Annotated in this window: 27 protein-coding genes; 15 read left to right on the forward strand and 12 right to left on the reverse strand. The window is 66.8% G+C overall.

Annotation, left to right across the window (positions count from 1 at the left end; all coding sequences use genetic code 11):
* Positions 1–9 precede the first annotated feature (9 nt).
* The 3 genes from H4V95_RS14310 to H4V95_RS18465 are packed head-to-tail and all read right to left on the reverse strand — an operon-like array spanning position 10 to position 5938.
* Positions 10–1725, reverse strand: coding sequence for a DUF5719 family protein (locus tag H4V95_RS14310; protein WP_245345719.1), 1716 nt, complete (start codon positions 1723–1725; stop codon positions 10–12).
* The gene (locus tag H4V95_RS14315) at positions 1722–5321 is read right to left on the reverse strand and encodes a glycosyltransferase (protein ID WP_395939842.1); all 3600 of its coding nucleotides are present in this window, start codon (positions 5319–5321) and stop codon (positions 1722–1724) included. The genes H4V95_RS14310 and H4V95_RS14315 overlap by 4 nt, the downstream gene beginning before the upstream one ends.
* A 29-nt stretch (positions 5322–5350) precedes the next feature.
* Complete coding sequence (locus tag H4V95_RS18465) at positions 5351–5938, reverse strand: WhiB family transcriptional regulator (RefSeq protein ID WP_245345720.1); 588 nt, start codon at positions 5936–5938, stop codon at positions 5351–5353.
* Positions 5939–6268: 330 nt separating this feature from the next.
* On the opposite strand from H4V95_RS18465, the gene H4V95_RS14325 reads away from it, so the two are divergent.
* The gene (locus H4V95_RS14325) at positions 6269–6997 is read left to right on the forward strand and encodes a TIGR03089 family protein (RefSeq protein WP_209730914.1); all 729 of its coding nucleotides are present in this window, start codon (positions 6269–6271) and stop codon (positions 6995–6997) included.
* Here the strand turns inward: H4V95_RS14325 and H4V95_RS14330 are convergent.
* Positions 6975–7580: a GtrA family protein gene (locus H4V95_RS14330; RefSeq protein WP_196867759.1), complete on the reverse strand. Its 606-nt coding sequence runs from the start codon at positions 7578–7580 to the stop codon at positions 6975–6977. The genes H4V95_RS14325 and H4V95_RS14330 overlap by 23 nt on opposite strands.
* Before the next feature lie 194 nt (positions 7581–7774).
* Between H4V95_RS14330 and H4V95_RS14335 the strand changes: the two genes are divergently transcribed.
* From H4V95_RS14335 to H4V95_RS14355, 5 genes are all read left to right on the forward strand, one after another.
* A complete protein-coding gene (locus H4V95_RS14335; RefSeq protein ID WP_209730915.1) occupies positions 7775–8956 on the forward strand; it encodes a 5-(carboxyamino)imidazole ribonucleotide synthase in 1182 nt (393 codons plus the stop codon).
* On the forward strand, positions 8953–9483 hold the full coding sequence (gene purE / locus H4V95_RS14340; protein WP_196867761.1) for a 5-(carboxyamino)imidazole ribonucleotide mutase: 531 nt from the start codon (positions 8953–8955) through the stop codon (positions 9481–9483). The genes H4V95_RS14335 and purE overlap by 4 nt, the downstream gene beginning before the upstream one ends.
* Positions 9480–11072 (forward strand): LCP family protein, encoded by a 1593-nt coding sequence (locus tag H4V95_RS14345; RefSeq protein ID WP_196867762.1) that lies wholly within the window; start codon positions 9480–9482, stop codon positions 11070–11072. Before purE ends, H4V95_RS14345 begins: the two co-directional genes overlap by 4 nt.
* Positions 11073–11085: 13 nt before the next feature.
* Positions 11086–12348, forward strand: a complete 1263-nt coding sequence (manA, locus tag H4V95_RS14350) for a mannose-6-phosphate isomerase, class I (RefSeq protein ID WP_196867763.1) — start codon at positions 11086–11088, stop codon at positions 12346–12348.
* 194 nt (positions 12349–12542) lie between these two features.
* Entirely contained in the window at positions 12543–14180 is a 1638-nt protein-coding gene (locus H4V95_RS14355) for an ABC-F family ATP-binding cassette domain-containing protein (protein ID WP_209730916.1), read from the forward strand.
* 34 nt (positions 14181–14214) lie between these two features.
* On the opposite strand, the gene H4V95_RS14360 is transcribed toward H4V95_RS14355, so the two are convergent.
* Entirely contained in the window at positions 14215–15267 is a 1053-nt protein-coding gene (locus H4V95_RS14360; RefSeq protein WP_209730917.1) for a peptidoglycan bridge formation glycyltransferase FemA/FemB family protein, read from the reverse strand.
* A gap of 82 nt (positions 15268–15349) precedes the next feature.
* Positions 15350–16387 (reverse strand): class II fructose-bisphosphatase, encoded by a 1038-nt coding sequence (gene glpX, locus H4V95_RS14365; protein ID WP_312884050.1) that lies wholly within the window; start codon positions 16385–16387, stop codon positions 15350–15352.
* Between the two features lie 179 nt (positions 16388–16566).
* On the opposite strand from glpX, the gene H4V95_RS14370 reads away from it, so the two are divergent.
* From H4V95_RS14370 to H4V95_RS19010, 4 genes are all read left to right on the forward strand, one after another.
* On the forward strand, positions 16567–17196 hold the full coding sequence (locus H4V95_RS14370; RefSeq protein ID WP_312884051.1) for a DUF4245 domain-containing protein: 630 nt from the start codon (positions 16567–16569) through the stop codon (positions 17194–17196).
* 38 nt (positions 17197–17234) lie between these two features.
* Positions 17235–17849 (forward strand): carbonic anhydrase, encoded by a 615-nt coding sequence (locus H4V95_RS14375; RefSeq protein ID WP_196867766.1) that lies wholly within the window; start codon positions 17235–17237, stop codon positions 17847–17849.
* 91 nt (positions 17850–17940) lie between these two features.
* Positions 17941–19368, forward strand: a complete 1428-nt coding sequence (locus H4V95_RS14380; protein WP_196867767.1) for a class II fumarate hydratase — start codon at positions 17941–17943, stop codon at positions 19366–19368.
* A gap of 88 nt (positions 19369–19456) precedes the next feature.
* On the forward strand, positions 19457–19648 hold the full coding sequence (locus H4V95_RS19010; RefSeq protein WP_209730918.1) for a helix-turn-helix domain-containing protein: 192 nt from the start codon (positions 19457–19459) through the stop codon (positions 19646–19648).
* Here the strand turns inward: H4V95_RS19010 and H4V95_RS14390 are convergent.
* Complete coding sequence (locus H4V95_RS14390; RefSeq protein WP_209731426.1) at positions 19585–19764, reverse strand: hypothetical protein; 180 nt, start codon at positions 19762–19764, stop codon at positions 19585–19587. The genes H4V95_RS19010 and H4V95_RS14390 overlap by 64 nt on opposite strands.
* Before the next feature lie 193 nt (positions 19765–19957).
* Between H4V95_RS14390 and H4V95_RS18470 the strand changes: the two genes are divergently transcribed.
* Positions 19958–20428, forward strand: a complete 471-nt coding sequence (locus H4V95_RS18470; RefSeq protein ID WP_395939884.1) for a hypothetical protein — start codon at positions 19958–19960, stop codon at positions 20426–20428.
* Here the strand turns inward: H4V95_RS18470 and H4V95_RS14400 are convergent.
* Positions 20425–20895 carry an NUDIX domain-containing protein gene (locus H4V95_RS14400; protein ID WP_196867769.1) on the reverse strand — a complete coding sequence of 157 codons (471 nt, stop codon included), beginning with the start codon at positions 20893–20895 and terminating at the stop codon, positions 20425–20427. The two genes, H4V95_RS18470 and H4V95_RS14400, sit on opposite strands and share 4 nt — an antisense overlap.
* 4 nt (positions 20896–20899) lie before the next feature.
* Positions 20900–21412 carry an A24 family peptidase gene (locus H4V95_RS14405; RefSeq protein WP_196867770.1) on the reverse strand — a complete coding sequence of 171 codons (513 nt, stop codon included), beginning with the start codon at positions 21410–21412 and terminating at the stop codon, positions 20900–20902.
* A 59-nt stretch (positions 21413–21471) separates the two neighbouring features.
* Between H4V95_RS14405 and H4V95_RS14410 the strand changes: the two genes are divergently transcribed.
* Positions 21472–22215: a hypothetical protein gene (locus tag H4V95_RS14410; RefSeq protein WP_196867771.1), complete on the forward strand. Its 744-nt coding sequence runs from the start codon at positions 21472–21474 to the stop codon at positions 22213–22215.
* 77 nt (positions 22216–22292) lie between these two features.
* On the opposite strand, the gene H4V95_RS14415 is transcribed toward H4V95_RS14410, so the two are convergent.
* Positions 22293–23720: a PhoH family protein gene (locus tag H4V95_RS14415; RefSeq protein WP_245345721.1), complete on the reverse strand. Its 1428-nt coding sequence runs from the start codon at positions 23718–23720 to the stop codon at positions 22293–22295.
* A gap of 251 nt (positions 23721–23971) precedes the next feature.
* Entirely contained in the window at positions 23972–24745 is a 774-nt protein-coding gene (locus H4V95_RS14420; protein WP_196867772.1) for an isoprenyl transferase, read from the reverse strand.
* A 176-nt stretch (positions 24746–24921) separates the two neighbouring features.
* Between H4V95_RS14420 and H4V95_RS14425 the strand changes: the two genes are divergently transcribed.
* The 3 genes from H4V95_RS14425 to H4V95_RS14435 all read left to right on the forward strand — a co-directional run bounded on the left by H4V95_RS14425 (position 24922) and on the right by H4V95_RS14435 (position 26508).
* Positions 24922–25575 (forward strand): hemolysin III family protein, encoded by a 654-nt coding sequence (locus H4V95_RS14425; protein WP_209730919.1) that lies wholly within the window; start codon positions 24922–24924, stop codon positions 25573–25575.
* Between the two features lie 79 nt (positions 25576–25654).
* Positions 25655–26029, forward strand: coding sequence for an ArsR/SmtB family transcription factor (locus H4V95_RS14430; protein WP_395939843.1), 375 nt, complete (start codon positions 25655–25657; stop codon positions 26027–26029).
* Positions 26026–26508: an SRPBCC family protein gene (locus H4V95_RS14435; RefSeq protein ID WP_209730920.1), complete on the forward strand. Its 483-nt coding sequence runs from the start codon at positions 26026–26028 to the stop codon at positions 26506–26508. Before H4V95_RS14430 ends, H4V95_RS14435 begins: the two co-directional genes overlap by 4 nt.
* A 109-nt stretch (positions 26509–26617) precedes the next feature.
* On the opposite strand, the gene H4V95_RS14440 is transcribed toward H4V95_RS14435, so the two are convergent.
* The gene (locus H4V95_RS14440; RefSeq protein ID WP_196867775.1) at positions 26618–26947 is read right to left on the reverse strand and encodes a hypothetical protein; all 330 of its coding nucleotides are present in this window, start codon (positions 26945–26947) and stop codon (positions 26618–26620) included.
* Positions 26948–26965 lie beyond the last annotated feature (18 nt).

Raw genomic sequence — 26965 nt, forward strand, 5'->3', positions numbered from 1 at the left:
CGGAGCCGCTTAGTACCCCAGATTGACCGCAACGTTGGGTTGACCGCCGCTGCCGGGTGGGAGGGGCGTCACCGAGATACCCGGCTCGCTGTCGATCTGGTGCACCTGCGCCCCGTACACCGGGTCGCCTGAGGCCGCGATGAGGACCGCCACGACGTCGTCGCCGAGGTCGGCTGCCGCCACCGTGACGGTGGTGCCCCCGGCGATACTGACCGTCTGTTCCTCCAGCAGTATTCCGTCCTCATCAACGGGAGTGAGCTGCACTTCCGACCGGCCAGTGGGGGCGCCGAAGGTCAGGGCGGCACGGGAGCCCGCTGGGAACACCGCTACCTGGGTGCTGCCGAGCCGGGTTCCCGACGGAGCGAACCCGAAGTCGACCGGTTCCTCAGCTTCGGTGCCGCGGCTGACCCGTGCTGTCGCGGATATGAGCACATCGGCCGTGACCTCGATGGTGTAGTCGCCCGCCGGGAGGCTGTCCAGGGCCACGCTGGTCACGGTGCCCGCCGCGGCGGTGGCGACGCCGCCGTCGGGAAGTTCCACCTCGCCGCTGGCCCCGTAGACCCTGACGTTCACGACGGCGTCGGTGCTGCCCGGCACCACTACCTGCAGGCCAGGGGTGGCAGTTTCGTAGCCGTCCTGATCGGTGATTTCGTCGGTGATGTCCTCGTCCTGGACCCGCACCCCCGAGATCACCTGGGTGCTGGCAGCGGGTGCAGCGGGCTGAAGCAGCTCCACCCCGCCGGGAGTGAGCTCACGGAGCAGGCTCTGCTGGATGTGTCCGGTCACCCTCCCGCCGTCGCTCAGAACGCGGACGGCCAGTTGGTCCTGGTTCGTGGCCAGGCCGGCGAGCACGATTGACTCGGTGGCTCCGGGCGCGATCAGTAAACCCCTGCTGCCGCCGGCCTCGATCGGCCCCGCTGCCCCGTAGAGCTCGAGATCGACCGTTGCGGGGGTGCCGGACGGATTGGACAGGGTGAGTACGGCCGTGGCCCCCACCGTGGTGGACGCGCCGACGATCCAAAAGTCGCTGCGGGGAGGGGTGCAGTGGGCCAGGGCGAGCCCTCCCAGGTCGCCGTCGGTGGCGCGGTAGCTGATTACTGCGCCGGCGGTGGCGGGGAGGTTGCCCACGGGCTGGGCGGAAAAGACGCTCATCTCGTCGACTGGCTGGTCTGCGAGCACCCCGGCCGTCCGGTTTGTCAGCCCATCCTCATCCGTGACCGATTCGGGGACCGGATCCTCGCCGGATTCGCTGCTGGCAATGGTGGCGAGAGGATCCCGCGCGCCGAGTGCTGTCAGGTCACTGCCGGGCAGGACCGACCCGAGGCTGCTCAGCACCAGGGCGCTGACCGCGCTGCTGGCGGTTTCGGACTCCGGGCTGAACTCCGGGTCGGTGAGGGCGGTGCCGCTGGCGATCAGGCGAGGTGGGCCGGGGCAGATCCCGGTGTACTCCCCCGCGGGTACCTCGGCGACGGGGATAGGGAACTGGGCTGCGGCGCCGGTGAGCTCCAACCCGGAGATCCCGACCACCAGGGCGCCGCACGCACCGAGAAGGATCACTGATGCACCGATCCCCGTTCCCCGGCGTAATGCGTCCGGGCGTCGCCGCCTGGATCGTGGCCGGGTGGCTGGCGCTGAGCCGGCTCCCGTCACGTCTGCGGCGTCAGCCGTCGCCGGACGGTTCACAGCACTGGCAGGGTCATGGTGGTGTGCACCCGGTTCGGTCATGGTCGCCCCTGGCCGGTGAGAATTGGTGTGTCGTCGACTGGCTGCTCGCCCATGGATTCGGCGGGCTGTCCGTCGGAGACGAACGCGTCAGCCCCTACCGGCTGCGGCACCACGGTGGCCGGCTGCCCGCGCCGGCCCGGGTGGGCCCTGACGAAGCGCGGGCGTGACGGCATCGGAATGGCCAGCAGGACGGTCAGGCCGATGATGACCGCGGACCCGATGCCTGCCCAGGGTTCCCACGCCGTGACATAGCTGACCTCCAGCCGGCCGCCGTCGGCGGGCAGCTCAAACTCCTGGGACCAGGCTGTGGTCCGCGGGGTCAGCGCGACTCCGTCGAGGGTGGCCCGCCAGCCGGCGTCGGAGCGCTCCGCCAGCACCAGGGACCGCTGCGCATCGCCCGCCGGGATGACCGTCGAGACGGTGCTGGGCCCTGAGGTGACTGCCTCGACGGTGCTTCCTCCGGCGTCGACGATGCGCACCCGTGCTCCGGCGGTGCTCTCCAGGCTGGTGCTGTCGGCCGTCGTGGCAGCGCCATCCGGACCCGTCATGGGCGCCACCCTCCACAGCCATCCCGAGGTGGTGTTACCCACCGCGACCAGGCCCGGCACGGCGTCAATCTGTCCGGCGAGTACCTCGGCGGCTGAATCCGATTGTTGAAGCACAATGAATCCGACGCCCAGCTGATTCAGTTCCTCCCGGGGATCGTAGCCGGTACCGGCCACGATCACGGCGACGGTGCTCCGGATGGCGGCGGTCGCTTCGTCGTCCGCGCGCAGCTGGGCCGATCCCAGCGGGCCGTAAAGGCCACGGGCCGAGTAAATCTGCGAGAGCTGGTCAAGGGTGGTCCCACTACTGCGCATCAGCGCGGCACTGACGTTGTTGCTGCCGTCCACGGTGAGCACCAGGGACTTGATGCGCTCGGGGCTGTTCCCACGGTCAGCGGCTGTTGCGGGAAGGGTGCGCTCGGCGCTGGGCGCGAGGAGAAGGTCAGCCCCGAACCGGGTACCGGTGCTCGCCGTCGACGACGTGCTGTCGGTGATCAGGCCGTCGGTGGTCAGGGTGTCGGTGGTCAGGGTATCGCCGGACAGCGTGACGGTTGCGGGATCAGCTGGCGTCGGGATGACCCACAGGCCAAGACTGACCGCCGGCCCGATTCCCAGCACCACGGCTGCAGCAACCAGTGCGGGCCCGGTGCGGCGGCGTGGAGCGGAGGCGTCCGTACGCGCCGTGCGTGCGGTTCGGGTCTGGTGCGCGGTGAGGCCCTTGTCAGCTCCGATGAGGGCCGCTCCCGCCATGGACAGCACCAGCACCGAGACCAGCGGTCCGGTGAATGGGGTAATCAGCGCTGAGGACCCCACCGAGACGGCAACAAATGACAGGGCAGTGGAGAGCAGCAGGGCGGACAGGCCGAGGAGCCAGAACCCACGGGCCAGGACGGTGCCGCGGCCGGGCAGGAACAGCGCCGCGGCAGCGAGCAGGAGGGGTGGACCGCCGACCAGCAGGGCAGCGGCCAGCGCCCACGGCCCCTCGGGGAGGAACGGCAGGGCCGCGAGCGTGGCCGTCGGTTCGAAGGCCACCGGGTAGCCGAGTAGCTGCTGCCACAGCGCGGCAGCTTCAAACTGGACGGGGACGCCGGGATCGGCCAGCACGGCGCGGAGTTGGTCAGCTGTTGAGCCGATGAAGGGAACGAAGAGGGCGAGCGGGGGCAGCAGGGACCACCACAGGGTCTTGGCGCGGCGGCGGAGCAGGAAGGCTGCGGTGAGAATTCCCACCACGGTCAGGGGTAGCAGGGACGGCGCCGCCGCCGTGATCGCTGCCAGGAGGAGGCCGGCGGTCGCGGCGGCGGTCCAGCTGGGAATCCCGCTGATGCCCGGCTTCAGCATCACTTCGACCGGGCGCCGGCGGGCGTAGGCGTCGTCGTCGTCAAACTGGGAGGCGTACGGGCTCGACGTCGCCTGAGCCACACCGGACGCCTGCGGGTGGGCTCCCGGCCGCGGTGCGCGTGCCCCGCCCACTGCGCGGATCAGTGCCAGTCCCGCCAGCGGCAGCAGCAGGTGCACCAGCAGCGCACCAAGGCGTCCACTGCCCAGGGCCACCTGCAGCGCCGGGACGGCTGCCCAGAAGAAAGCTGCCCACAAGCGCAGTTTTCGGCTCCGGGTCAGTGCTCCGGCGGCGAACCAGGCGGAGAGTCCTGCCAGCGGGAGCGCCAGCAGTACCAGGATGAGCAGGGCGACGTTGCCGTTGCCGAACCCCAGGGCGGCGAGCAGCCACAGGACATATCCGAAGGGATCGCCATGCCCGGCCATTCCTGACCCCAGGGGAATCCACCAGGTGGACGCGTTGCTCCAGATATCCGCCATCGACGCGGAGACCGGCAGCAGGGCTCCCCCAGCCAGCGCGGGTGCACCGATAAGCCGGAAGAGGCCCACGAGGGACACGGCCGTCAGGACGACGGCGGCCACGATGGCGCCCACGCCGACCCAGGTGCGCGATGGTGCGGCCAGGGAACTGAAGTCTTCAACGGCGTCGCCGGAGGGAATGTAGGCGCTCTGCTGGTCGGCAATCTCGGCTTCGCTGAGGTGTCCCTTCGCCGAGAAGGCATCCATCACCGACCGGCGGTGCGACCAGACTTCGCGGCGGGAGGTACGGAGCGCACGGACCGTGCTGCGCGGGAGCTTCCTCGTGCGGGTGGCGCGGCGGCGGGACCGCAGCAGGTCAACGGGACGCAGGACTGCTGAGACGCTGGCGAAGAGTTGGCTGAACCCGTAGCCGGGGTCCTTGGCCAGGAGCCCCAGCACCAGGCGGCCGAATCCGCCAATGATCGCCCCGACCGCCAGGAAGGGGAGCTTCCACAGGGTCGAGTGCTTTAACCGCAGGTAGACCTCCGCCTTGCGGGCTGCACGGTCAGCCACGGTGGGGTGGGTGCGGGAGGTGGCGTGACAGATGACCGCGCTCGGGACCACCACGACGCGGTGTCCGGCGAGCCGGTTCCGCCAGCAGAAGTCGACGTCGTCGCCGGTGCCGGGTAATGCCGGATCGAACCCCTCCAGAAGGTCCCAGATGTCCCTCCGGATCAGCATGCCAGCGGAATTGACGGCGAACACGTCGCTCCGCGAGTCGTACTGGCCCTGGTCGAGTTCGTCGACGTCGATCAGCGTCAGACGTTCAGCCCACCGGCTGATGGACAGCCCGACGTCGACCAGTTTCCGCCGGTTGCCCCACTGAACCTGCTTGGAACCAGCGACGGTGACCGAGGGGGCGCGTTCGACGGCGAGGAGCAACTCCTCCAGCGCCCGGGGTTCGGGGGCCGAATCGTCGTGGAGAAGCCACAGCCATTCGTGGCCAGCATCCGGACCGTCAACCGGTGGGCGGCGTTGCGGCATCTCGGCCAGACCCACCCGCACCGCCGCTCCGAAGCCCGCGCGGGACGGCGCCCCCACCACGGGGGACCCGACCGGCAATTCCAACTGCAAAATGGACGCCGAGTCATCAGTTGACCCGGCGTCGACGCCAATCACAAAATCGGCCGGGTACTCCTGCGCTCCCAGAGCCGCGAGGGTGGCCGAAAGAAATGCTGAACCGTTGTGGGCAACCACTACGGCCGTGACGCGGGGGTGCTGCAGAATCAGACCGCTCGCTTTCGTAGCCGACGACGCTCGCGCTCGGAAAGCCCACCCCAGATACCGAAGCGCTCATCGTTGGCCAACGCATACTCAAGGCACTGCGAGCGGACGTTGCAGGCGCCGCAGACCTTTTTGGCGTCCCGGGTGGACCCGCCCTTCTCGGGGAAGAACGCCTCGGGGTCGGTCTGCGCGCACAGCGAATCGGCCTGCCAGCCCAACTCGCCCTCGTCATCGAAATCCTGGCCGATACCGGGGAGACCGATCCAGACGGCCTGATCGCTCCGCTCAGCTGTCTGCCGGCTCGGCCCGGGGGCCTCACTGGGGGTGAAGCGCTGCGGCGCCACGAGCGCCGAGGGTGACTCGCCCTCGGGGTCCGCCAGCTCTCCGTGAGCGGTCAGATCTTCGTGAGCAGTCAGGAAGGCGGTCGCCTGGTCCTCAAGTGAACTTGCGGTGCTCTGCCGGTACCGCTCTGCTGCCTCAGGGTCTGCCGGGTCGACAAACCAGTCGCTGGGGACGCCACGTGAGCCGTAGCGCGCCGAAGCCTGTGCCTCAATGGTCGTACGGTTGTGGACCTTTTCTGCCTGTCCCATGTCAGCCCTCCCGGTGTTGCCGTTCCAGCAGCTACTGTGGTGGATTCAGGCACGACTACTGAGCAAAAGGTGTTTTGCGAGAGACTGTGCGGCCCAAGTATCCGATGTGCTGGAACTTTCCGTTACCTAATTACACGTGTGTAATACGTGTTCAGTCAAGCGCCGGGAGGAATCTTATAGAGTTATTTCCCGGGAACCCGTTCACGCCACGCTGAGAGTTTGTCACTTCGGCTGCGGCGTGTCCCCTGTGACACTGGCAAATCCGCGTTCGGGGGTTGCTCCGCCAAAAAAATTATTCGCACCCAGGCACCAGGAAGGCGTCAACCCGCCATGACAGCATCCACGGCAGTCCCCCACCTCATGCAGCAGCTCCGCACGGTCAACCCCTCGGCTCCCCGGCTGATCTGGTACGGCCCCAACAGTGAGCGCATTGAGCTCTCCGGCCGGGTGCTGGACAACTGGGTGGCGAAGACCTCCAACCTGCTGGTCGAGGAACTCGACGCCGAACCCGGGACACGGGTCAGCCTGTTGCTGCCGGGCCACTGGAAGACCCTGGTGTGGGCTCTGGCCTGCTGGCAGGTGGGTGCGGTTCCGGCCGCCAGCCCGGTCACGGCCGACCCCGCCGCGGACATCGTGGTCAGCTCCGATGACACGGTAGCGGTGAACTCGCCCGCCCAACTGCTGGTGCTGGTGGCGCTGGGCGCCCTCGACCTGAAGTACCCCGGAACCATTCCCGCCGGTGCCGTTGACTATGCGGCGGAGGTACGGGGCTACGGGGATGAGTTCCTCGACCTTCCTCCAGCGATCGAGGACCAGACCGCGATGGAACTCACCGATGGGGACTTGAGCATGGCGGTGCTTTTCGATCGGGCTGAGGCCTGCGACTGGACTCCGGGCGGAGTGCTCCTGGTCCCGGCCGAGCTGCCCCTTGAGACGACTCTGGCTGCGGCCGTGCACTGCTGGACCACCGGCGGCACGCTGATCGTGGTGCACTCCACTGTTGACCTGTCCGCTGACCTGCTGGCGAGCGAACGGGTTACTGATCGCGTGGGAGCGTAGGTTCGCGGGGTTCCGCGTTCAGGCTGTCGACAATTGCCGGTCCTGATCCGGCGCCGGCTGTCGCGTTTACCGGTCCTTCCTCTGCCCTGTCACCTGGCTGTCCGAATAGTTCCCGGTCGTGGCTGAATGCCGGATCCTCATCGAGCTCCACGTTGAACACCCAGAACCGGTAGGCGACGAACCGGAGGATAGTGGCGAGGACTGTCCCCACAATGCCGGCGAAGAACAGGGTTGGGCGGTCGGTGATGTCCATCGGGTACTTGGCGATCCACACACAGCCGGCAGCGATCCCCATGCCGATCAGGTTGATGAACACGAACATGGTCAGTTCGCGCATCGGGTTGGGCTGCCGACGGCGCCGGAAGGTCCAGTAGCGGTTCGCGATCCAGGCGAAAACGGTGGCCACCGATGCTGACACGAAGCGAGCCTTGACCTCACTGTCGGACATGGGGCCGTGGATCAGATACCAGAACAGGCCGTTGTCGATGACAAAAGCCACACCGCCGACGGCGCCAAACTTGGCAACCTCTCGCCAAAACAGGGACGCGAGGCCCCTGATGCGCTCTGCCACTGTGGAAAACATGACCCTCCGCGGTCCGGTTGCATGCTGGTTAACCCATGATCGCGGACGTGCAATCGTAGGGGGTGGTACCACCATGCTGCATGCACAACGGCCAATGAAACATTTTAGCTGCCAAGGATGGGAGTTTCCTAGAAACCCACCCCACCTGGGCCCAGCGTGCCAGTACCGCGCCCGGCAGTGGGTACCCTGAGTACGTGACTTTTCCTGTAATCGGCGTGGTTGGCGGCGGCCAGCTGGCGCGCATGATGGCCCCTGCCGCAGTCCAGCTCGGCTTCACCCTGCACGTTCTGGCCGAAGGCCCCGACGTGTCGGCGGTGGCAGCCGTCGCCTCCTCCACGGTGGGCGACTACCGCAGCCTCGAGGAGCTGAGAGCGTTCGCCGTCGGCGTGGATGTGCTGACCTTCGACCACGAGCACGTCCCCGGGGAGCTGCTCCGGGCACTGGAGGCCGACGGCGTGAACGTACAGCCGCCGTCGTCCGCCCTCGCCCACGCCCAGGACAAAATCGTGATGCGCCGTGCCATCGACCGGCTGGGCCTGCCCAACCCGGAGTGGGACGAGGTGTCCTCGGTGACGGAACTGTGCGCGTTCGGCGACCGGATTGGCTGGCCGGTGGTCCTGAAGACCCCGCGCGGCGGCTACGACGGCAAGGGCGTCATGATCCTCGACTCACCTGCCGACACCTCCCGCGCAGCTTCCTGGTTCACGGGCGGCACTCTGCTGGCCGAAGCCAAGGTGGACTTCAGCCGCGAACTGTCCGCCCTGGTGGCCCGCACCCCGTCGGGTTCGTCCCGGGCCTGGCCCGTGGTGCACTCGATCCAGGTGGATGGCGTCTGCGACGAGGTGATCGCGCCCGCTGCCGACCTTCCCGCCGACCTTGCGACGACGATTGGTTCCGCTGCGCTGCGAATCGCCGACGAGCTGGGGGTGACCGGGGTGATGGCGGTCGAGCTGTTCCAGACCCCCGGAACCGAGGCAGGGTTCATGGTCAATGAACTGGCCATGCGGCCCCACAACTCGGGCCACTGGACCATGGACGGTGCGGTCACCGGCCAGTTCGAGCAGCATCTTCGGGCGGTCCTGGACCTGCCACTGGGAAGCACCGCGACGCTGGGCGAGGTGACAGTGATGAAGAACTATCTGGGCGGCAGCAACGTTGACCTCTATAGTGCCTACCCGGTAGCACTGGCGGCAGAACCCGCCGCGAAAATCCATGCCTACGGCAAGGATGTCCGGCCGGGTCGCAAGATCGGCCACGTCAATGCCGTGGCACTGGCCGGCGAAAGCCTCTCCACCGTCCGGGACCGGGCGGAGCGGACCGCAGCCATCCTCAGGGATGGGCAGGACGGTCCAGCAATGCGGAAGGAAAACACATGAACAACCCCCTGGTGGGCCTGGTGATGGGCTCCGATTCGGACTGGCCGGTCATGGAAGCCGCCGCGCAGGCCCTGACCGAGTTTTCGGTTCCCTACGAGGTCGACGTGGTGTCCGCGCACCGGATGCCCACGGAGATGATCGCGTACGGGCAGGGTGCCCACGAGCGCGGGATTCGGGTCGTCATCGCTGGTGCAGGTGGCGCCGCCCACCTGCCGGGGATGCTGGCGTCGGTCACCCCTCTGCCCGTGATTGGTGTCCCTGTGCCGTTGAAGTTCCTTGACGGGATGGACTCGCTGCTGTCGATCGTGCAGATGCCCGCAGGGGTTCCGGTGGCGACGGTATCGATCGGTGGTGCCCGCAACGCGGGGCTTCTCGCCGTGCGGATCCTCGCGGCCGGCGAAGGGGACCTGGCCGACCGCCTCCGTGGCGAGCTCGTCGTCTTCGCTTCCGATCTGCGGCAGAGCGCCGTTGACAAAGGGGCCGCGCTCCGCGCCCGGGCGGCGACCCCGGAGGGCAGCGGCGTATGAGCCAGCACCCCGGCTCCGAGGGTCACTGGCAGCTGACCGACCCGGTCCGCTACCCCCAGTCCGCCCCGCCCAGGGTCCGCACCAAACGCGCGTTCGTCCTGCTCCTCCTGACCCTGGTGTTGCCGGGTTCCGCTCAGATCGTTGCCGGCGACCGCTCTCTGGGCCGGCGCGCCCTGGTGGTGACCTTCTTTGTCTGGCTGGCTGTGGTGGCAGGAATCGTCGTCGCCGCGACCAACCGCACCGTACTGGTGAGCGTGGTGACCCACCAGTGGTGGTCGCTGGTGCTGATCATCGTCCTGCTGGCACTGGCGGTGTCCTGGGCGATTCTGTTCCTGAACACGCTGCGGATCATCAGGCCTCCCCTGCTGGAGCGATCGATGCGTCCACTGGTGGCCGGATCGCTGGTAGCCCTGATGGTGGTCACCAGCGGCTCCCTCGCCTACGGTGCCTACCTGCTCAACGTCAGTCGCGGCACCTTCGGTTCTATCTTCCAGACCGGTCCCGCGTTCGACCCAGTGGATGGCCGCTACAACTTCCTCCTGATGGGCGGCGACGCCGGCGAGGACCGCACCGGCCGCCGGCCGGACAGCATCTCGGTGATCAGCGTTGACGCTTCCACCGGCGCCGCCGTCACCTTCAGCATTCCCCGCAACCTGCAGAACGCCCCGTTCACCGAGGACTCCCCGCTGTGGCAGATCTACCCGGACGGGTACAACTGCGGGGACGAATGCATCATCAACAGCCTCTACCCGGTGGTCGCCCAGCAGCACCCAGACTTGTATCCCGATTCCGACGACCCGGGCGCCGAAGCCATGATGGACGCCGCCGGCGGGGTTCTGGGCATTGAGGTTCAGGCCTACATTCTGGTGGACATGGAGGGCTTTTCACAGGTGATCGACGCCATGGGCGGGATCACCATTGACGCCGGGGGCTGGGTTCCCATTACCTCCGCCGAGATTCCGGGCACCAACCCGATCCGGCACTACCCGCCCTCCGGGTGGATCGCCCCCGGGGTGCAGACCCTCGACGGGTATCAGGCCCTCTGGTACGCCAGGTCACGGGAATTCGTGACCGACTATCACCGGATCGCCCGGCAGCAGTGCGTGCAGCAGGCGATGATCGCCCAGCTGGATCCAGCGACCGTGCTGACCCGGTTCGAGGACCTGGCCAGTGCCGGGGCCGAGATCGTCGAAACGGACATCGCCCTGGACCAGCTGGGGAGCTTCGTGGACCTGGCGCTGAAGGCCAAGAACCATGAAACCCGCCGCCTCACCATCGGCCCACCCGACTTCGGTACCGCGGCCGACAACTTCGTCACCTATCCCGTTTTCGAAGAAATTCATTCCCGGGTCCAGGCGACCCTCGCCGAGGACGTCTCTGCCTCAGCGGCGGACCTGCCGGTGCCGGGGACTTCCGGCGCCCCGGACATGACGACCGTTTTCCAGTCCACGCAATTGCCAGGCATGGTTCCTGCGCAGCTCACCGACCCCGAGGTCACCGAAGAATACCTGCAACAACTGGCCATCAACGGTGACATTCCGACCCTCAGCACCCTGCTGGACAACAATGGGGAATGCAGCCCCGCCTAACGAAACGAGACCCATGTACCTGCTGGAGAACACCCTGCGGCCCTACGCCTGGGGATCCGAAACGGCAATTGCCGAGCTGCTCGGCCGGGTTCCGACGGGTGGACCGGAGGCGGAGTTGTGGATTGGTGCCCACCCGGATTCACCGTCGCGGGTCCTGCTCGAGGACGGCACGCAGGAGGAGCTGGACCGGCTGATCGCCGCGGACCCGGACCGTGCCCTGGGAACAGCAACCCGTGAGCACTTCGGCGACCGGCTCCCGTTCCTGCTGAAGGTGCTCGCCGCGGCCGCCCCCCTCTCACTCCAGGTCCATCCCAGCAGCGACCAGGCGGCGGCCGGGTTTGAGGCCGAGAACGCCGCCGGGGTTCCCGCCGATGCCCCCCACCGGAACTACCGGGACGGATTCCACAAGCCGGAGATGCTCTTCGCCCTCACCCCCTTCGAGGCGCTGTGCGGGTTCCGTCCTGCGTCGGAGGCCGCCGGCGTGTTTGAGCACCTGGCCACCGTGGTCGAGGGCTCCGGAGTGGACATCCCCGCGCTGCTGGCCGACGTCGTCAGCGACCTCCGTCACCCGGATCAGGGAGAGGCGCTGCGCAGCGCCTTCACCCGCCTCCTCACCGACGACGGCGCCCCGCAGGCGGTGGAGGCCGTCGCGTCCGCCCTCGCCGATGCGCCCGGGAAGGATGCCGCGACGGTCAGAGACCTCGCGGCGCACTACCCCACCGACCCCGGGGTACTGGTCGCCCTGCTCCTGAACCGGGTGTCGCTACAACCCGGCCAGGCCATCTACCTGCCCGCCGGGAACGTTCACGCCTACCTCAGCGGCCTCGGAATTGAGGTGATGGGAGCCTCAGACAACGTCCTGCGCGGAGGTCTCACTCCCAAGCACATTGACGTCCCCGAACTGCTGCGCACCGTCCGGTTCGAGACGGCGAAGGTACCCGCCGTCGAGGTCCGCCATACCCCACTCGGCCAGGAGGTGTACTGCCCGCCCTTCGAGGAGTTTGCCCTGCAGCGCCTCGACCTGCGCACCGGCTCCGATTCGATGGCGTCCTCCGACGTACCGCTGGCCCAGAACGGGCCCGTGCTGGTCCTCGCCGTCTCCGGGAGCATCGTCCTGGATTCACCGCGGGGTGACCTCCTGGTCCCCCGGGGATCCAGTGCCTTCGTCCCGGCCAACGAGGCCCCCGTCATGGTGAAGCTCGCCTCTGGTACCGGTCCGGACGCCGACAACGACGACGACGGCGCCCTGGCCTTCGCCGTCACCCTCCCCGGCTGAACAGGACCGCCCCTACCAAACCCCACCCCTGCCAGGCTCCACCCCGACCGGTTGCCCCGCAAAAGTGCTGCAGCCGCAGAACCGCTGCTGCGTCAGCACTTTCGTGCAGCTCCGGCACTTTTTTGCGCTGTGGACCCCGTCCCGACGACGGCTGATGGTCAGGGGTGCTGGCCGGGTTTCCCTAAGATGGACGGGTGACTGCTTCCCTCGTGGCAAAGGACCTCTCCGGAGGACACGCCCACCGCACCCTCTTCTCCGGCCTGAATCTGACGATCGCGCCCGGCGACGTCATTGGCGTGGTCGGTGCGAATGGCGCCGGCAAGTCCACGCTGCTCAGGCTCCTCGCCGGGGCAGACACTCCCCTGGGCGGCACGGTCACCACCACCCCCACGGACGCCTTCGTGGGGTGGCTGCCGCAGGAGCACGACCGACTGCCCGGCGAAACCATTGAGGGCTATCTGGGACGCCGGACCGGGACGACGGCGGCAACCGCGGCCATGGAGGCCGCCGCCGACGCGCTGGCCTCCGGTACCAGCGCCGCGAACGACGCCTACGGGGCAGCCCTGGACCGCTGGATGGCGTGCGGCGCGGCGGACCTCACCGAACGCATCCCGCCCGTCCTCGCGGAGCTGGGCCTGACCCTCGGCCTCGATACGCCGATGACCGGCCTGTCCGGCGGGCAGGCCGCCCGGGTGGCGCTGGCCGCACTGCTGCTGAGCCGATTCGACATCGTCCTGCTGGATGAGCCCACCAACGATCTCGATCTGGCGGGACTGGCCCGCCTGGAGGAGTTTGTGCGGGGCCTGCGGGGCGGCGTCGTCCTGGTCTCCCACGACCGCGAGTTTATGGCACGCTGCATCACCACCGTGGTGGAACTGGACCTCGCGCAGGGCAGTGTCGCCGTGTACGACGGCGGCTATGACGCGTTCCTCGAGGAACGCGCCGTGGCAAGGCGCCACGCGCGGGAGGCGTACGAGGAGTTCGCTGACAAGAAGGCCGATCTGGTCTCCCGTGCCCGCACCCAGCGGGAATGGAGCTCCCAGGGTGTCCGGAACGCGATGAAGAAGAGTCCGGACAATGACAAGATCCGGCGCCGGGCGTCCATGGAGTCCTCGGAGAAGCAGGCGCAGAAGGTCCGCCAGATGGAATCACGGATTTCCCGTCTTGATGAGGTGGCCGAACCGCGCAAGGAGTGGCAGCTGCAATTCAGCATCGGTCAGGCCCCCCGCTCCAGCTCGGTGGTGGCGACCCTGAACCGCGCGGTGGTGCGCCGCGGCGGGTTCACCCTCGGGCCGGTATCACTGCAGGTCAACGCCGGAGACCGGATTGGGATCACCGGCCCCAACGGTGCCGGGAAATCCACTCTGCTGGCCTTGCTGCTGGGCCAACTGGTTCCCGACGACGGCGGTGCGGCCCTGGGAGCGAGTGTTGCCGTCGGCGAGATCGACCAGGCGCGCGGCGTGTTTGCGGGGACCGAGAAGCTCGGCGATGCCTTCGAGGCGCTGGTGCCCAGCCTGAACCGCGCCGAAGTCAGGACCCTCCTCGCGAAGTTTGGGCTCAAGGCCGACCAGGTCGGCGGCACGGTGGCCAGCCTGTCCCCCGGTGAACGCACCCGGGCAGCGCTCGCACTGCTCCAGTCCCGCGGGGTGAACCTGCTGGTGCTGGACGAGCCGACCAACCATCTGGACCTACCGGCCATCGAACAGCTGGAGGAAGCGCTGGAACACTACGACGGCGCACTGCTCCTGGTCTCGCACGATCGCCGGCTGCTCGAGAACGTGCGGCTGGATACCCGGTGGACGGTCGCCGGTGGGAAGGTCAGCGCCAGCTAACGGTCAATTCAGCGGGCCGATTCAGCGAACCGACTCAGCGGGCCTGGGACCGGCCCGGAATCCCTGAGATCAGTGTCGCCTTGACCCTGGCCGCGGTGGACTGCGCGAAGCGTAACCCGTCGCGGGCCAGCGGCATCGCCCGGGCATACACAGGGTAGAGGGGTGAGAGGGGTTTGTCCCAGGTGCCGGCGAGCTGGTTCTCGTGCTTGGCCCAGCCCATTTTGAACTTGGAGACACCGTCGTTCAGCAGCCCGTTGAAGTCATAGCGCGCCGCCCCGCGCTCCCTCATCGCCTGGATGGCCAGCCACTTCAGCGCGTAGTTGGCGCGGAGGTGTTCACCCGCGGCGGTCATCCCGCCGTAAAGTTCGAACACGGTATGGTCGCTGGCCGAGAGCCAGAGGAACGCCACGACGTCGTCGCCCTGGAACGCCGCGTAGACGGGCGACGCGCTTCCCAGGTTGTCGAAGATGTCCAGGTAGTAGGGGTCCTCATGGATGCCGAACCCGGCACGTTCGGCGGTCTGCCGGTAGACCGCGAGGCAGGCGGGAAGTTCCGCGCGGGTCACTTCCCGGTACTGGAGGTCCTCCCGCCCGGACTTCCTGATGTACTGCCGGTGCTTCTTGCTCATCGCGGCCAGCAGTTCATCCTCGCTGAGGGTGAGGTCGAGAATGAGGGTCCGCCCGATCAGGATGGTGCTCTTGGTGCTGCGCCAGCCCGCACCAGCGAGGGCGCGTGCCGGGGCGGCGTCAGCCTCCCAGTCCGGCTCGATGCTCAGCGCCACCGGCCGATGGGCGCGGCGCGCGTAGACCTCCAGCGCGGCCAGCACCTCCGCTTCCCGTCCGGGGAGGGTCTGCGGTCCGCGCGGGCAGTAGGCCAGCGCACGGAACGGCAGGGGCAGCTTCCGCAGCAGCAGCTGGGCTGATCCTACGAGTTCGCCGCCGTCCTGCACCAGGACACGGTCGACGCTCCAGCCATGGCTGGCCTTGGTCTGGCCCCATCCCCAGAGCTGCTGGGGATGCCCAAGCAAGGCGTTGACGGAGGCGTCCCACCGGGACGCGTCGGTGCACTGCACAACAGAAAGGGTCATGCCCTCAACCCTAGCGCTGATCACGGGGCAGCCTCACGTGCTACCCCGGACCGGCCACGTCTGTCGTGTTCCCTCAGTGCTCCTACTTCAGGCGGGCGTAGCTTTCCCACTTATGAGCCTGGTGCTCGCCATCGACCACGCGGATGGTTCCGGACTTGGAACGCATCACGATGGACTGGGTGAGGACCTTGCCCTTGTTGTAACGCACGCCGCGCACCAGGTCGCCATCGGTGATGCCGGTCGCTGCGAAGTAGCAGTTGTCGCTGGTCACGAGGTCGGAGGTGGACATCACCCGGTCGAGGTCGTGGCCGGCGTCGAGCGCCTTCTGCTTTTCCTCGTCGCTGGTGGGCCACAGGCGGCCCTGGATGACGCCGCCGAGGGACTTGATGGCGCAGGCGGCCACGATCCCCTCGGGGGTGCCGCCGATTCCCATCAGGGCGTCGACGTCGGTGCCCTCACGGGCCGCGGCAATGGCCCCGGCCACGTCCCCGTCCATGATGAACTTGGTGCGCGCACCGGCGGCGCGAATCTCGTCGACGAGCGGACGGTGACGGTCGCGGTCCAGGATCATGACGGTGACCTGGTTGACCGACTTCCCCTTGGCCTTCGCGATCAGGTGCAGGTTTTGTTTGACAGGCAGGCGCAGGTCGACCATGTCGGCGGCCTCGGGCCCGGTGACCAGTTTCTCCATGTAGAACACGGCGGAGGGGTCGAACATGGTGCCGCGCTCGGCGACTGCCAAAACGGCGATTGCATTGTTGATGCCGAGGGCCGTCAGCCGGGTCCCGTCGATCGGGTCGACGGCGACGTCGCACTCCGGTCCGCTGCCGTCGCCCACCCGCTCGCCATTGAACAGCATCGGGGCTTCATCCTTCTCGCCCTCACCGATGACCACCACGCCGTTGAAGTGGACGGTGGAGAGCAGGGAGCGCATGGCGTCCACCGCCGCACCGTCGGCTTTGAGCTTGTCCCCGTAGCCGACCCAGTGGCCCCCGGCAATCGCTGCGGCTTCGGTCACGCGCACCAGTTCCAGCGCAAGGTTGCGGTCCGGCTCGTCGTCGCCGACGGCGAGGGCGCGCGAGAGCGTTGAGTACTGGGCTGATTTGGCGGTGTTAGACACGTCAATCCTCATCGTCGAAGCGGTGCTGTGCCATCACTGGCGAAAGCTGCGGGACTTGTCCCCTGCGCCCAATCATAGTGGGCACCGGTCCAGCCGCACTATGCGTGACGGCGGGCGCCCCGCGCTCCACGCGGACCATCGTTTAGGCAGGCGCCCCTGGTGTGGTGGAAAATAGAACCGTGAGCACCCCCCAGCCCGGATCATCCAACAATCCCGCCGACAGCGACCCCCGTCCCGACGCTGACCCGCAGTTCACGCCTGTCCTCACCAAGAAGCAGGCGAAGCGGGCCAACTCCACCGTGATCGGCATGCTCATCGCGATCGCCGCGACCTTCGGCCTTGTCCTCCCGGTGCTGTTGCTCAACCCGACCCATACCGCTGAGACCTACGCCCGGGACATCGACGTTCAGAACGTCTCAGCCGAGGCCGCTGACATTGCCGGCTATGTGCCACTGGCACCCGATCTGCCGGACGGCTGGACCTCCAACTTTGCCCGGTGGAACCCGGGCGGCAGTGACGGCGTCCCCTTCTGGGAGGTCGGCTACCTCACCCCCGGACGGCAGTTCATCCAGCTCACCCAGACCGACAACGCGAACCCCACCTGGACCGCCCAGCGTCTCGACGGCGCCCAGCTCTCGGGCCAGCGCACCATCGAAACCCTCGACTGGGAGCTGTTCGACTCCTCATCAGGGGATTCCTTCCTGACCTCCGAGACCGACGATTTCACCCTGATCCTCAATGGCACCGCCGACCTCGCCGAGTTCGATGTGCTCGGCGCCGCGCTCATCGACGAACTCTCTGCGTCATAGGCTCGGGAAACCGGGGTCATCCGGCGTAAGGTAGGGCCGTGGACCACCAACTGACTCCTGCCGATGCCTGGCAGCGACTACGCGAAGGAAACCAGCGGTTCGTCACGGGGACGTCCTCGCATCCGAACCAGGACGCATTGCACCGGGCCTCCCTGGTCGAGACCCAGCACCCGTTCGCCGTCATCTTCGGCTGCTCGGACTCCCGGCTGGCCGCTGAGATCATTTTCGACCTGGGCCTGGGCGACATCTTCGTGGTGCGCACCGCCGGCCAGGTCATCGACGACGCCGTCCTGGGCTCCCTTGAGTTCAGTGTCGGTGTGCTGAACGTGCCGTTGATCGTGGTGCTCGGCCACGATCGCTGTGGTGCCGTATCGGCCACCATTGAGTCCCTCGACTCCGGCGTGATGCCGGTGGGCTTCCTCCGTGAACTCGTGGAGCGGATCACACCGTCGGTCCTCACATCCCGCCGCAACGGGGTTACCGATCTCAACGCGACGGTTGTCGAGCACATCAAACAGACCTCGAAGCGCATGGTCGACTCGTCGCGGGTCATTGCCGACGCCGTCGAGAAGGGCTCAACAGCCGTGATGGGTGTGACCTACCGGCTGGAGGACGGCAAGGCCGAGATCGTCTCCGGCATCGGCGATCTGTAGGAAGGAGAACCCGTTAGGGTTTTGCTATCGCCAGGGATTTGGTGCTGCGTAGGATTTGGTTCGCTGCAGCCCCACCGGAGAGAATTGGCGCATGACTCAATCGCCTGGATCCGACGCCGAATTCCGTATTGAACACGACACGATGGGCGAGGTCCGGGTTCCGGTCAACGCCCTGTACCGTGCGCAAACCCAACGCGCCGTGGAGAACTTCCCCATCTCCGGCACCCGCCTGGAGCGCGCCCACATCGAAGCACTGGCACGGATCAAGAAGGCCGCCGCCACTGCCAACGCCGAGCTGGGAGTGCTCGACGACGAGCGTGCCCGTGCCATCGAGGCCGCCGCCGAGGAAGTCGCCCAGGGCCACTACGACGGCGACTTCCCGATCGACATCTACCAGACCGGCTCCGGCACGTCGTCGAACATGAACATCAACGAGGTCATCGCCACCCTGGCGACCCGCGCCCTCGCCGCCGCGGGCAGCGAAACCACTGTTCACCCGAACGACCACGTCAACGCCTCCCAGTCCTCCAACGATGTGTTCCCCACCTCGGTGCATGTGGCCGCTGCGTCAGCGCTAACGAAGGACCTGGTGCCCGCACTGGAATACCTGGCCGCATCGCTGGAACGCAAGGCCGACGAGTTCAAGACCGTCGTCAAGTCCGGCCGCACCCACCTGATGGACGCCACGCCGGTCACCCTCGGCCAGGAGTTCGGCGGCTACGCCGCGCAGATGCGCTACGGCGTCGAGCGCATCCACGCCTCCCTCCCCCGGGTCGCCGAAGTACCCCTGGGCGGCACCGCCGTCGGCACCGGCATCAACACCCCGGCCGGATTCCCGGCGCGGGTCATCGAACTCCTCGCCAGCGACACCGGGTTGCCCCTGACCGAGGCACGCGACCACTTCGAGGCGCAGGCCAACCGTGACGGCCTCGTCGAGGTGTCGGGGATGCTGCGGACCATCGCCGTATCGCTGACCAAGATCAACAACGATCTGCGCTGGCTGGGCTCCGGCCCCAACACGGGCCTCGGCGAGATCGCCCTGCCCGACCTGCAGCCGGGGTCATCAATCATGCCCGGCAAGGTCAACCCGGTCATCTGCGAAGCGGTCATCATGGTGTGCGCCCAGGTGATGGGCAACGACGCCACCGTTGCCATTTCCGGCACCAACGGCGCGTTCGAACTCAACGTCGGCATCCCCGTCATCGCCCGCAACGTCCTGGAATCGGTGCGGCTCCTGAGCACCTCCACCCGGGTGATGGCCGACAAGATGATCGACGGCATCACCGCCAACGAGGAACGGGCCCGGTTCCTCGCCGAGGCCTCCCCCTCGATCGTGACCCCGTTGAACAAGTACATCGGCTACGAGAATGCCGCAAAGATCGCCAAGAAGGCAGTGGCTGAGGGACTGACGGTCCGGGAGGCCGTCGTCGCCCTCGGGTTTGTGGAGCGCGGTGAACTCACCGAACAGCAGTTGGATGACTCACTCGACGTCCTGTCGATGACCCGCCCGCCGCAGTAACCTCCTCCAGGTCCCTGGAGTACAAAAACTGCCCCGGGGGAAAGACCCGCCGCAAGCAATCGGCGCGCCTTTCCCCCGGGGCAGTTTCTTGCTCGAAAACACCCGATCAGCGATCTGCGACACCGCCCGCCGGCTGACCATCGACAAGGGCCTCAGCGGGTTCACCGTCGAAGAGCTCTGCGAGCAGGTCGGCATTTCCCGGCGCACCTTCTTCAACTACTTCCCACCAAGGAAGACGCGGTGCTTGGCCACAGCGAGGACCATCAGCCAAAAGACCTGATGGACGCGTTCCTTGCCAGTGCCGGATCCGTCCCACTGCTCCGAGCGCTGGCCGAACTGGCCGCCTCCACCGGCGAGCGCCTGGCCATCACGCGGGAGGAGTTCCCGCAGATGCACGCTCTCATGCAGCGTGAACCCCAGCTGCTCGTGAAGCTGTTCGGCGACTCGGCGGTCCGGAACAAGGAGTTCGCGGCCCTGATCGCGCGACAGAGGAGGGTCGAAGCTACCGCGACATCCTTGAATCCCACATCGACGCCGCAGGGTATCTCTTTGTCACCGGCGGCCCACACCACACCCCCGAAGGAACACCATGAGCTCGACCGCCCAGACGGAAACGGGGCCGCTGCTGCTGACCCAGAAGCGCATCTGGATCATCTTCTCCGCACTCATCGCCGGCATGCTGCTGGCGAGCCTCGACCAGACCATCGTCTCGACGGCGATGCCCACCATCGCGGGACAGCTCGGCGGCCCCCTCAGGGACGCCATCGTGGCCGACTACGCAAACTCACTCGCGCCGGTGTTCTGGTACCTCGTACCGTTTCTGGTCATCGCCCTGGTCCTGGCGATCACCCTCAAACACATTCCCCTGTCCGAGACCTCAGGCATGGTCCCGAGGGGCGAAGCGATTGGCGGCGAGGACGCCGAACGCCTCGAGCGTGAACAGGCCTCGGTGTCCGCCGCCAGGACCCCTGCGAACGGCACGGGCGGAGGGACAGCGGCAGCAGCTGACACGGACGCCGCCCCGGAGACCCGACCCGCTCCCGGACCGGATTCCCGCTAGCTGACGAAGTGGGGAACCCCGTCAGCCGTGCGGGCGGACTCGATGAGCTGGCGGTGCCGGGCGTTCAACTCCGGGAGGTCGTCGATGGGGAACCACTGCACGTCGGTGGACTCGTCGTCGTTCACACGGGCCTCCCCCGAGACGTACCGGCAGCTGAAGTCGGTCGTAAGGAAGGTGCACACGTCTCCGTTGGGGAAGGTCACCGGACCCACCACCTCCACCCGGATCAGATGCTCCACCCGTACCACCACCCCGGTTTCCTCAAGGATTTCCCGCACGATCCCCGGCGCCGGTTCCTCGCCGGGCTCGAGCATTCCGGTGATCACCGTCCACTGCCCGTTGTCGGTGCGTTTGCCGAGCAGCACCCTGCCGTCGTCGTCGAACACCACGCCGCCGACGCCGGGCAGCCAGAGCGGTGCGTGCCCGATCTTCTCGCGGAGGGACAGGACATAGTCAGGGGTCGGCATCCCCTCAGCCTAGCGACGGGAGCGCCAGGACCAGCACCGCGCCGCCGATCATGAACGGGCCAAACGGAATCGCCGACCTCAGGGTGCCGCGACGGCTGGCAATCAGGGCCAACCCCCACAGCCCGCCGAGGCAGAACGCTGCGAACGCCCCCCACAGCAGGTATCCCCACCCGGCGAAACCGAGATACAGCCCCAGCAGGCCGGCGAGCTTGACGTCCCCGAAGCCCATTCCCGCCGGGTAGGCGACCCGCAGCATGAAGTAGAGCAGCCAGAGCAGCACCGCTCCGGTGAGCATGGAGAGCACCCGCGCTGGCTCTCCGGCGATCAGGGCACTCATCCCCAGGAGCACCGCGGCGACCGGGTAGGTAGGGAAGATGATTCGATTCGGCAACCGGTGGGTGCGAAGATCGACGACGGCGAGCCGGAGCCCCACCGCCAGCAGGACACCCACTGCCAGGGCGAGAACCAGGGCCGCCAGCGAGCTCCCGGCGGCGTACCGGGCGATGATCTCGATCATGGATCCCAAGCTACTGCCTGCACCCCGGCGCCGTGAATGGCGGCGGTTACACTGTGGATATGTCGGCAACACACAGCGCAACCCCCGCAGCCACGTTCCGTTCGCTGTGCCGGTCGTCCCCGTGGAAATGGGAGACGTTGCGCTTTGTCGTGGCCTGGCGAAGTGCAGAATCGGACTCCCGGCCGCTGAAGGCATGGTTGCGTCGGCCAGCGGCACTGCGGGTCGAGGACGACGACGGCGTGCTGCTGCACAGCACCACCGGCACCTCGGGCTCCCGCGACGCGCTGTACGTCAGCGCCACCCGCAAGTCGTGGCTGCTGGCGCCGCGACTGATCACCCCCGTCTACAACGACGCCGGCTTTGTGCTCAGGCGTCCGGAGGCCGCCTACGGTGAACCGGCGTTCGGCGACCCGCGGTGGGCCGCCATGCTGGACCCGGTCGAGTTCGCCGGCGATTCACCCGTCCCCTTCGAATCCCCCTTCGCCAACCGTGTGGAGCTGGAGAACGTCGTCGAGGAGGAATTCGAGGGCCGGCCGGTGCTCAGCGCCATCGTCACGCCGAACCTCACCTACAAACCCTTCACCCCGGGCTACCCCCTGATCGGTCGCGGCCATACCGAGGTGAAGGTGGACCTGGGTACGGGGATTTGCGTGTCGACGCGGGCACTGGACGGGGCGTTCGCCGGGGGCGGGCACTGGCTGCGCATTCTGGGAGTCGATGAGTACATGATCGACGACCATTTCGTGGACTCGGGCATGGGCCTCACGGACGTCAGCTCCCACATTCCGTGGAATGTCAGCTGACCGCTCCCCGCATCAGCTGACATTCCGTGAGCACTCCCGGTTTCTGTGCCCAGATCTGAGCGCTCCCGACCTGCCTCCTAGATTTCGGCGCCCTCCAGAAGCTCGGTGACGAGCGCGGCGATTGGCGACCGCTCCGACCGGGTGAGAGTGATGTGGCCGAACAGCGGATGTCCCTTCAGAGTTTCGACCACCGCCGCAATCCCGTCGTGGCGCCCCACCCGCAGGTTGTCGCGCTGAGCCACATCGTGGGTCAGGACAATCCTCGAGTTCTGCCCGATCCTGCTCATCACCGTGAGAAGGACATTTTTCTCCAGTGACTGGGCTTCGTCGACAATAACGAACGAATCGTGCAGGCTACGGCCCCTGATGTGGGTGAGCGGGAGCACCTCGAGCATGCCGCGGTCCATCACTTCCTCCACCACCTCCTGGGAAACGAGGGCACCCAGCGTGTCGAAGACGGCTTGCGCCCAGGGATTCATCTTTTCGCTCTCACTGCCGGGCAGGTACCCCAGCTCCTGGCCACCGACGGCGTACAGCGGCCTGAAGACCACCACTTTCCGGTGTTCACGGCGTTCCAAGACTGCCTCCAGACCAGCGCAGAGGGCCAGCGCCGATTTTCCGGTCCCGGCGCGCCCGCCCAGCGAGACGATCCCCACCTCCGGATCCATCAGCAGGTCAATAGCGAGCCGCTGCTCGGCTGACCGGCCGTGGAGGCCAAAGACGTCCCGGTCGCCCCGGACCAGACGCACCTGCTTGTCCGCACCGACCCGACCCAGGGCGGACCCCCGCGGGGAGTGCATCACCAGTCCGGTGTTGGCCGGCATCTCGGCGGCCGCCGGAAGGAAGACCGGCTGGTGGTCGTAGAGTGTGGTGACGTCAGCCTCGGCCACATCCAGCTCGGCGACCCCGGTCCAGCCGGAATCGGTGACCAGTTCGCTCCGGTACTCGTCGGCCTTCAGGCCCATCGCCGAGGCCTTGACCCGCATCGGCAGGTCCTTCGAGACGACAGTGACGTTCCTGCCCTCGTCCGAGAGGTTCTTGGCTACGGCAAGGATCCGTGAATCGTTGTCTGAACTTCTGAAGCCAGCGGGCAGCACCTCGGTGGAAATATGGTTCAACTCGACCCGCAGCGTTCCGCCCTCTTCCCCGAGAGGGATCGCCTGGTTGAGCCCATGGTGCTGCACCCGCAAATCATCGAGCAACCGAAGCGCCTTGCGCGCGAAGAAGCCCAGCTCGGGGTCGTTACGTTTGGCCTCCAGCTCGCTGATCACCACGATCGGCAAGATCACCTCGTGTTCGGCGAACCTCAGGATTGCCCGCGGATCCGAGAGCAGTACCGAGGTGTCCACCACGTAGCTACGGCTGCCGAGGCTCTCGACAGACGAAAGGCCCGCCTCGGCAAGGATGACTTCATCATCAGTGCTGGTGCGGGCCTTCGTGGTGGCAGTGGATGGGAGGCTGTGGTCTGAGTCAAATGAACGCTGCGGGGTATCAGTTCTTGTCATGTGGACTCCACGGGCGGGGCGTGCAATCCCCGACTTGTGATGAAGGGGTGAGGCAGTGGGGCCTCGAGGCCTGGCACGGCCTCCCCAGACGTGGCGAGGTGCTGGTGTGCCCTGTTCGCTGCATCGGTGGCCTCCACATCAGGCGGCGCTGGTGCCCCCTGATGGAGTCGAGAATACGCCCGGCATCCGAGCCTGGAAGATATCACGCGGCGTGTCGAGCAATAATTCGAGGTGAACTTTTGCCCGCGACCTTAGCCGCCAAACCGTCTCTGGCGCCGCCCGTAGTCGCGCAGTGCGCGGAGGAAGTCAACCCGGCGGAAATCGGGCCACAGAGCTTCACAGAAGTAGAACTCGCTGTACGCGCTTTGCCACATCAGGAATCCTGAGAGTCGCTGCTCTCCCGAGGTCCTGATCACCAGATCCGGGTCCGGCTGCCCCCGCGTGTAGAGGAAAGAGGAGATCTGCTGGTCGGTAAGACCCTCTGCGACCTCGGGCAGGGTTTGGCCGGCCGCCGCCGCGGCAAGGAGCAACTCCTTCACGGCGTCGACGATCTCCCGGCGTCCGCCGTAGCCCACCGCAACGTTCACGTGCAGGCCGTCGATGTCACGGGTGTGGGTGGCAAGGGAGCACAGCTTGTCCGACAGATCAGCCGGCAACAGTTCCAGCGCCCCGACGGGTTGCACCCGCACCCGGTTGCTCTCCCCCAGCCGGTCAAGGGTGTTGGCGATGATGTCGAGGAGTTGCTCGATCTCCTCCGGAGACCGGCTCATGTTGTCGGTGGACAGCATGTAGAGGGTCACTACTTCGACGCCGAGTTCCTCGCACCACCCGAGGAACTCGTGGATCTTGTCGGCTCCCGCCTGATGCCCGTCGCGGGTGGGGGCGCCCGCAAGCTTGGCCCACCGTCGGTTACCGTCGACCATCACCCCAATGTGGTGTGGAATCCGGTCGGAGCTCAGGGACCGCTGCAGCCTGCGTTCATAGAAGTTGTAGGCGAATCCTGGAAACTTCGTGGGGTGGTTCACCTGTCCTACTTCCTGAGGTGCTTCGGCTGCACCGGCGCGTCGCTCGATTGATCTACTCCAAAGGTACCGTCATGGACCCGATGCGCCGCCGTCGATACCGTGGCGCTCACCAGAACTCCCCACAATCGACACATTACCGGGCAGTAACATAGCTGCCCGGCGGATAGAATTGCCGCATGACCCTCAGCTCCCCCGGCGCCCTCAAACCAAAGCTGCGCGGCTGGCTGCACGCCGGCGCCACTCCACTGGCGTTGGCGGCCGGAATTGTCCTGGTTGCGATCGCCCCTACGGCAGCCGGAAAGATCACCTCGGCCATCTACGCGTTCACCGGAGTGCTCCTGTTCGGCATCAGCGCCGTCTATCACACGGGCACCTGGACCGACCGGACCCGCGTGGTCCTCAAGCGCCTGGACCACACCAATATCATGTTGGTGATCGCCGGGAGCTACACCCCACTCGCCTGGGCCCTCCTGGAACCGGCGAAGGCAAACGTCTTGTTGTGGGTGATCTGGTCGGGTGCGATCGCTGGGGTCCTGTTCAGGGTGCTGTGGGTGAACGCTCCCCGCTGGCTTTATGTACCGGTCTATGTGGCCCTGGGGTTGGGTGCCCTGTTCTACCTGCCTGACTTTTTCGCCGCGAGTCCCGCGGCGACAATCCTGATGATTGTGGGCGGAGCTCTGTATATCGCCGGCGCCGTGTTCTACGCCCTGAAGCGGCCCAATTTCAGCGCAACGTGGTTTGGCTTCCATGAACTGTTCCACGCATTTACGGTGGCAGCGTTTACTGTCCACTTCATCGCCATTGTCATCGCCGTTTTGAATCCCGTCTGAGGAACCTCTTGACCGTCATTGGGCGTTGGAGTACGCTCTTGATCAACCAATTGGTTGATCAAAAGTTAGGTTGATTAGCGTGGATGATCCGGTCGACGAGTTCCTTGACCGGGCCTTCCTGGCCCTGGCCGACCCTGCCCGGCGACGCATCATCGCGCGGCTGAGCCGCGGACCCGCCACGGTCAACGAACTGGCCGAACCCTTCGAGATCAGCAAGCAGGCGATCTCGAAGCACATCCAGGTCCTCGAGCAGGCACAGTTGGTCACCCGCACACGGGATGCCCAACGCCGGCCCGTCCATCTGGACCCCGCACGGTTGGAGGCCCTCACCGCCTGGATTGACCAGTACCGTCTGGTGCGTGAAGAGCAGTTCCGAAGCCTCGACGCTGTGCTGCAGTCACTGGCCGCTCCGAGCGGCAACCAGCACCACGAGAGCACAAAGGATTCATCATGAGCACTGCATTGAAACTCACTGTTCCCGACGGACTCCCCTTCATCGACTTCGAGCGCGAGTTCGACTTCCCGGTGAAGCTCGTCTTTCAAGCCCATGCGAAGCCCGATCTGATCGGGAAATGGCTGGGACCGCGCCGGAACGCGATCGAGGTTGACCACTACGATTTCCGGTCCGGTGGAACCTACCTGTACCGGCACACCGGCCCCACTGGTGAGACCTACACGTTCAGCGGCGTGTTCCACACCGTGCGGGAGAATGAGTTCGCCATCCAGACCTTCGAGTTTGGCGGGTACCCGGACGTCGTCAGCATCGAGTTCCTCACCTTCGAGGATCTCGGCAACGGGCGCTGCCGGCTCGCCGGCCATGCGGTCTATCCCACCCTTCAGGCGCGTGACGGGATGGCTGCCTCGGTGATGGAGGGAGGGATGTCAGAGGGGTACGAACGGCTGGAGGAGCTGCTCGCGTCGGGGAACGTCTGACTCACAGTCACCGGATCGACCCAACAGTTTCACTCCGGCAGCATCGGGTCTGGCTGTTGGGCCTCGACAGGATCGGGGCTCGCTGCTGCGTCAGCCGCCCAGGGACTACCTAGCGGTCGCTCGGCGTAGACCCCGGACGGGTGTCGGAGGTACCCGGCGCTCCGGAGTCGTTCACGTTGGACCGATCCTGAGTGCCGTCGAGACTGTCGTCGTCGAGCAGCATCTCGGAGCGGTCAGCGGCCGCTCCGTCCGGCCGTGATACGTCCGGCCGTGCTCCGTCCGGCTTTGAGCCGTCCGGCACTGAGCCGTCCGACGCGGCGTCGTCCGCCATTGACTGGTATCGCACCCGGCGTATCCGGCGGGACATATCCCTGACCAGGAAGATGACCGCCACCACCAACACCAGCGTGGCGAGGAAACCCAACAGTCCGGGAGTCACCTGGGAAGGATCAAGTCC

Origin of the sequence: Arthrobacter sp. CAN_C5 (assembly GCF_017875735.1) — a bacterium.
Taxonomy (GTDB): domain Bacteria; phylum Actinomycetota; class Actinomycetes; order Actinomycetales; family Micrococcaceae; genus Arthrobacter_D.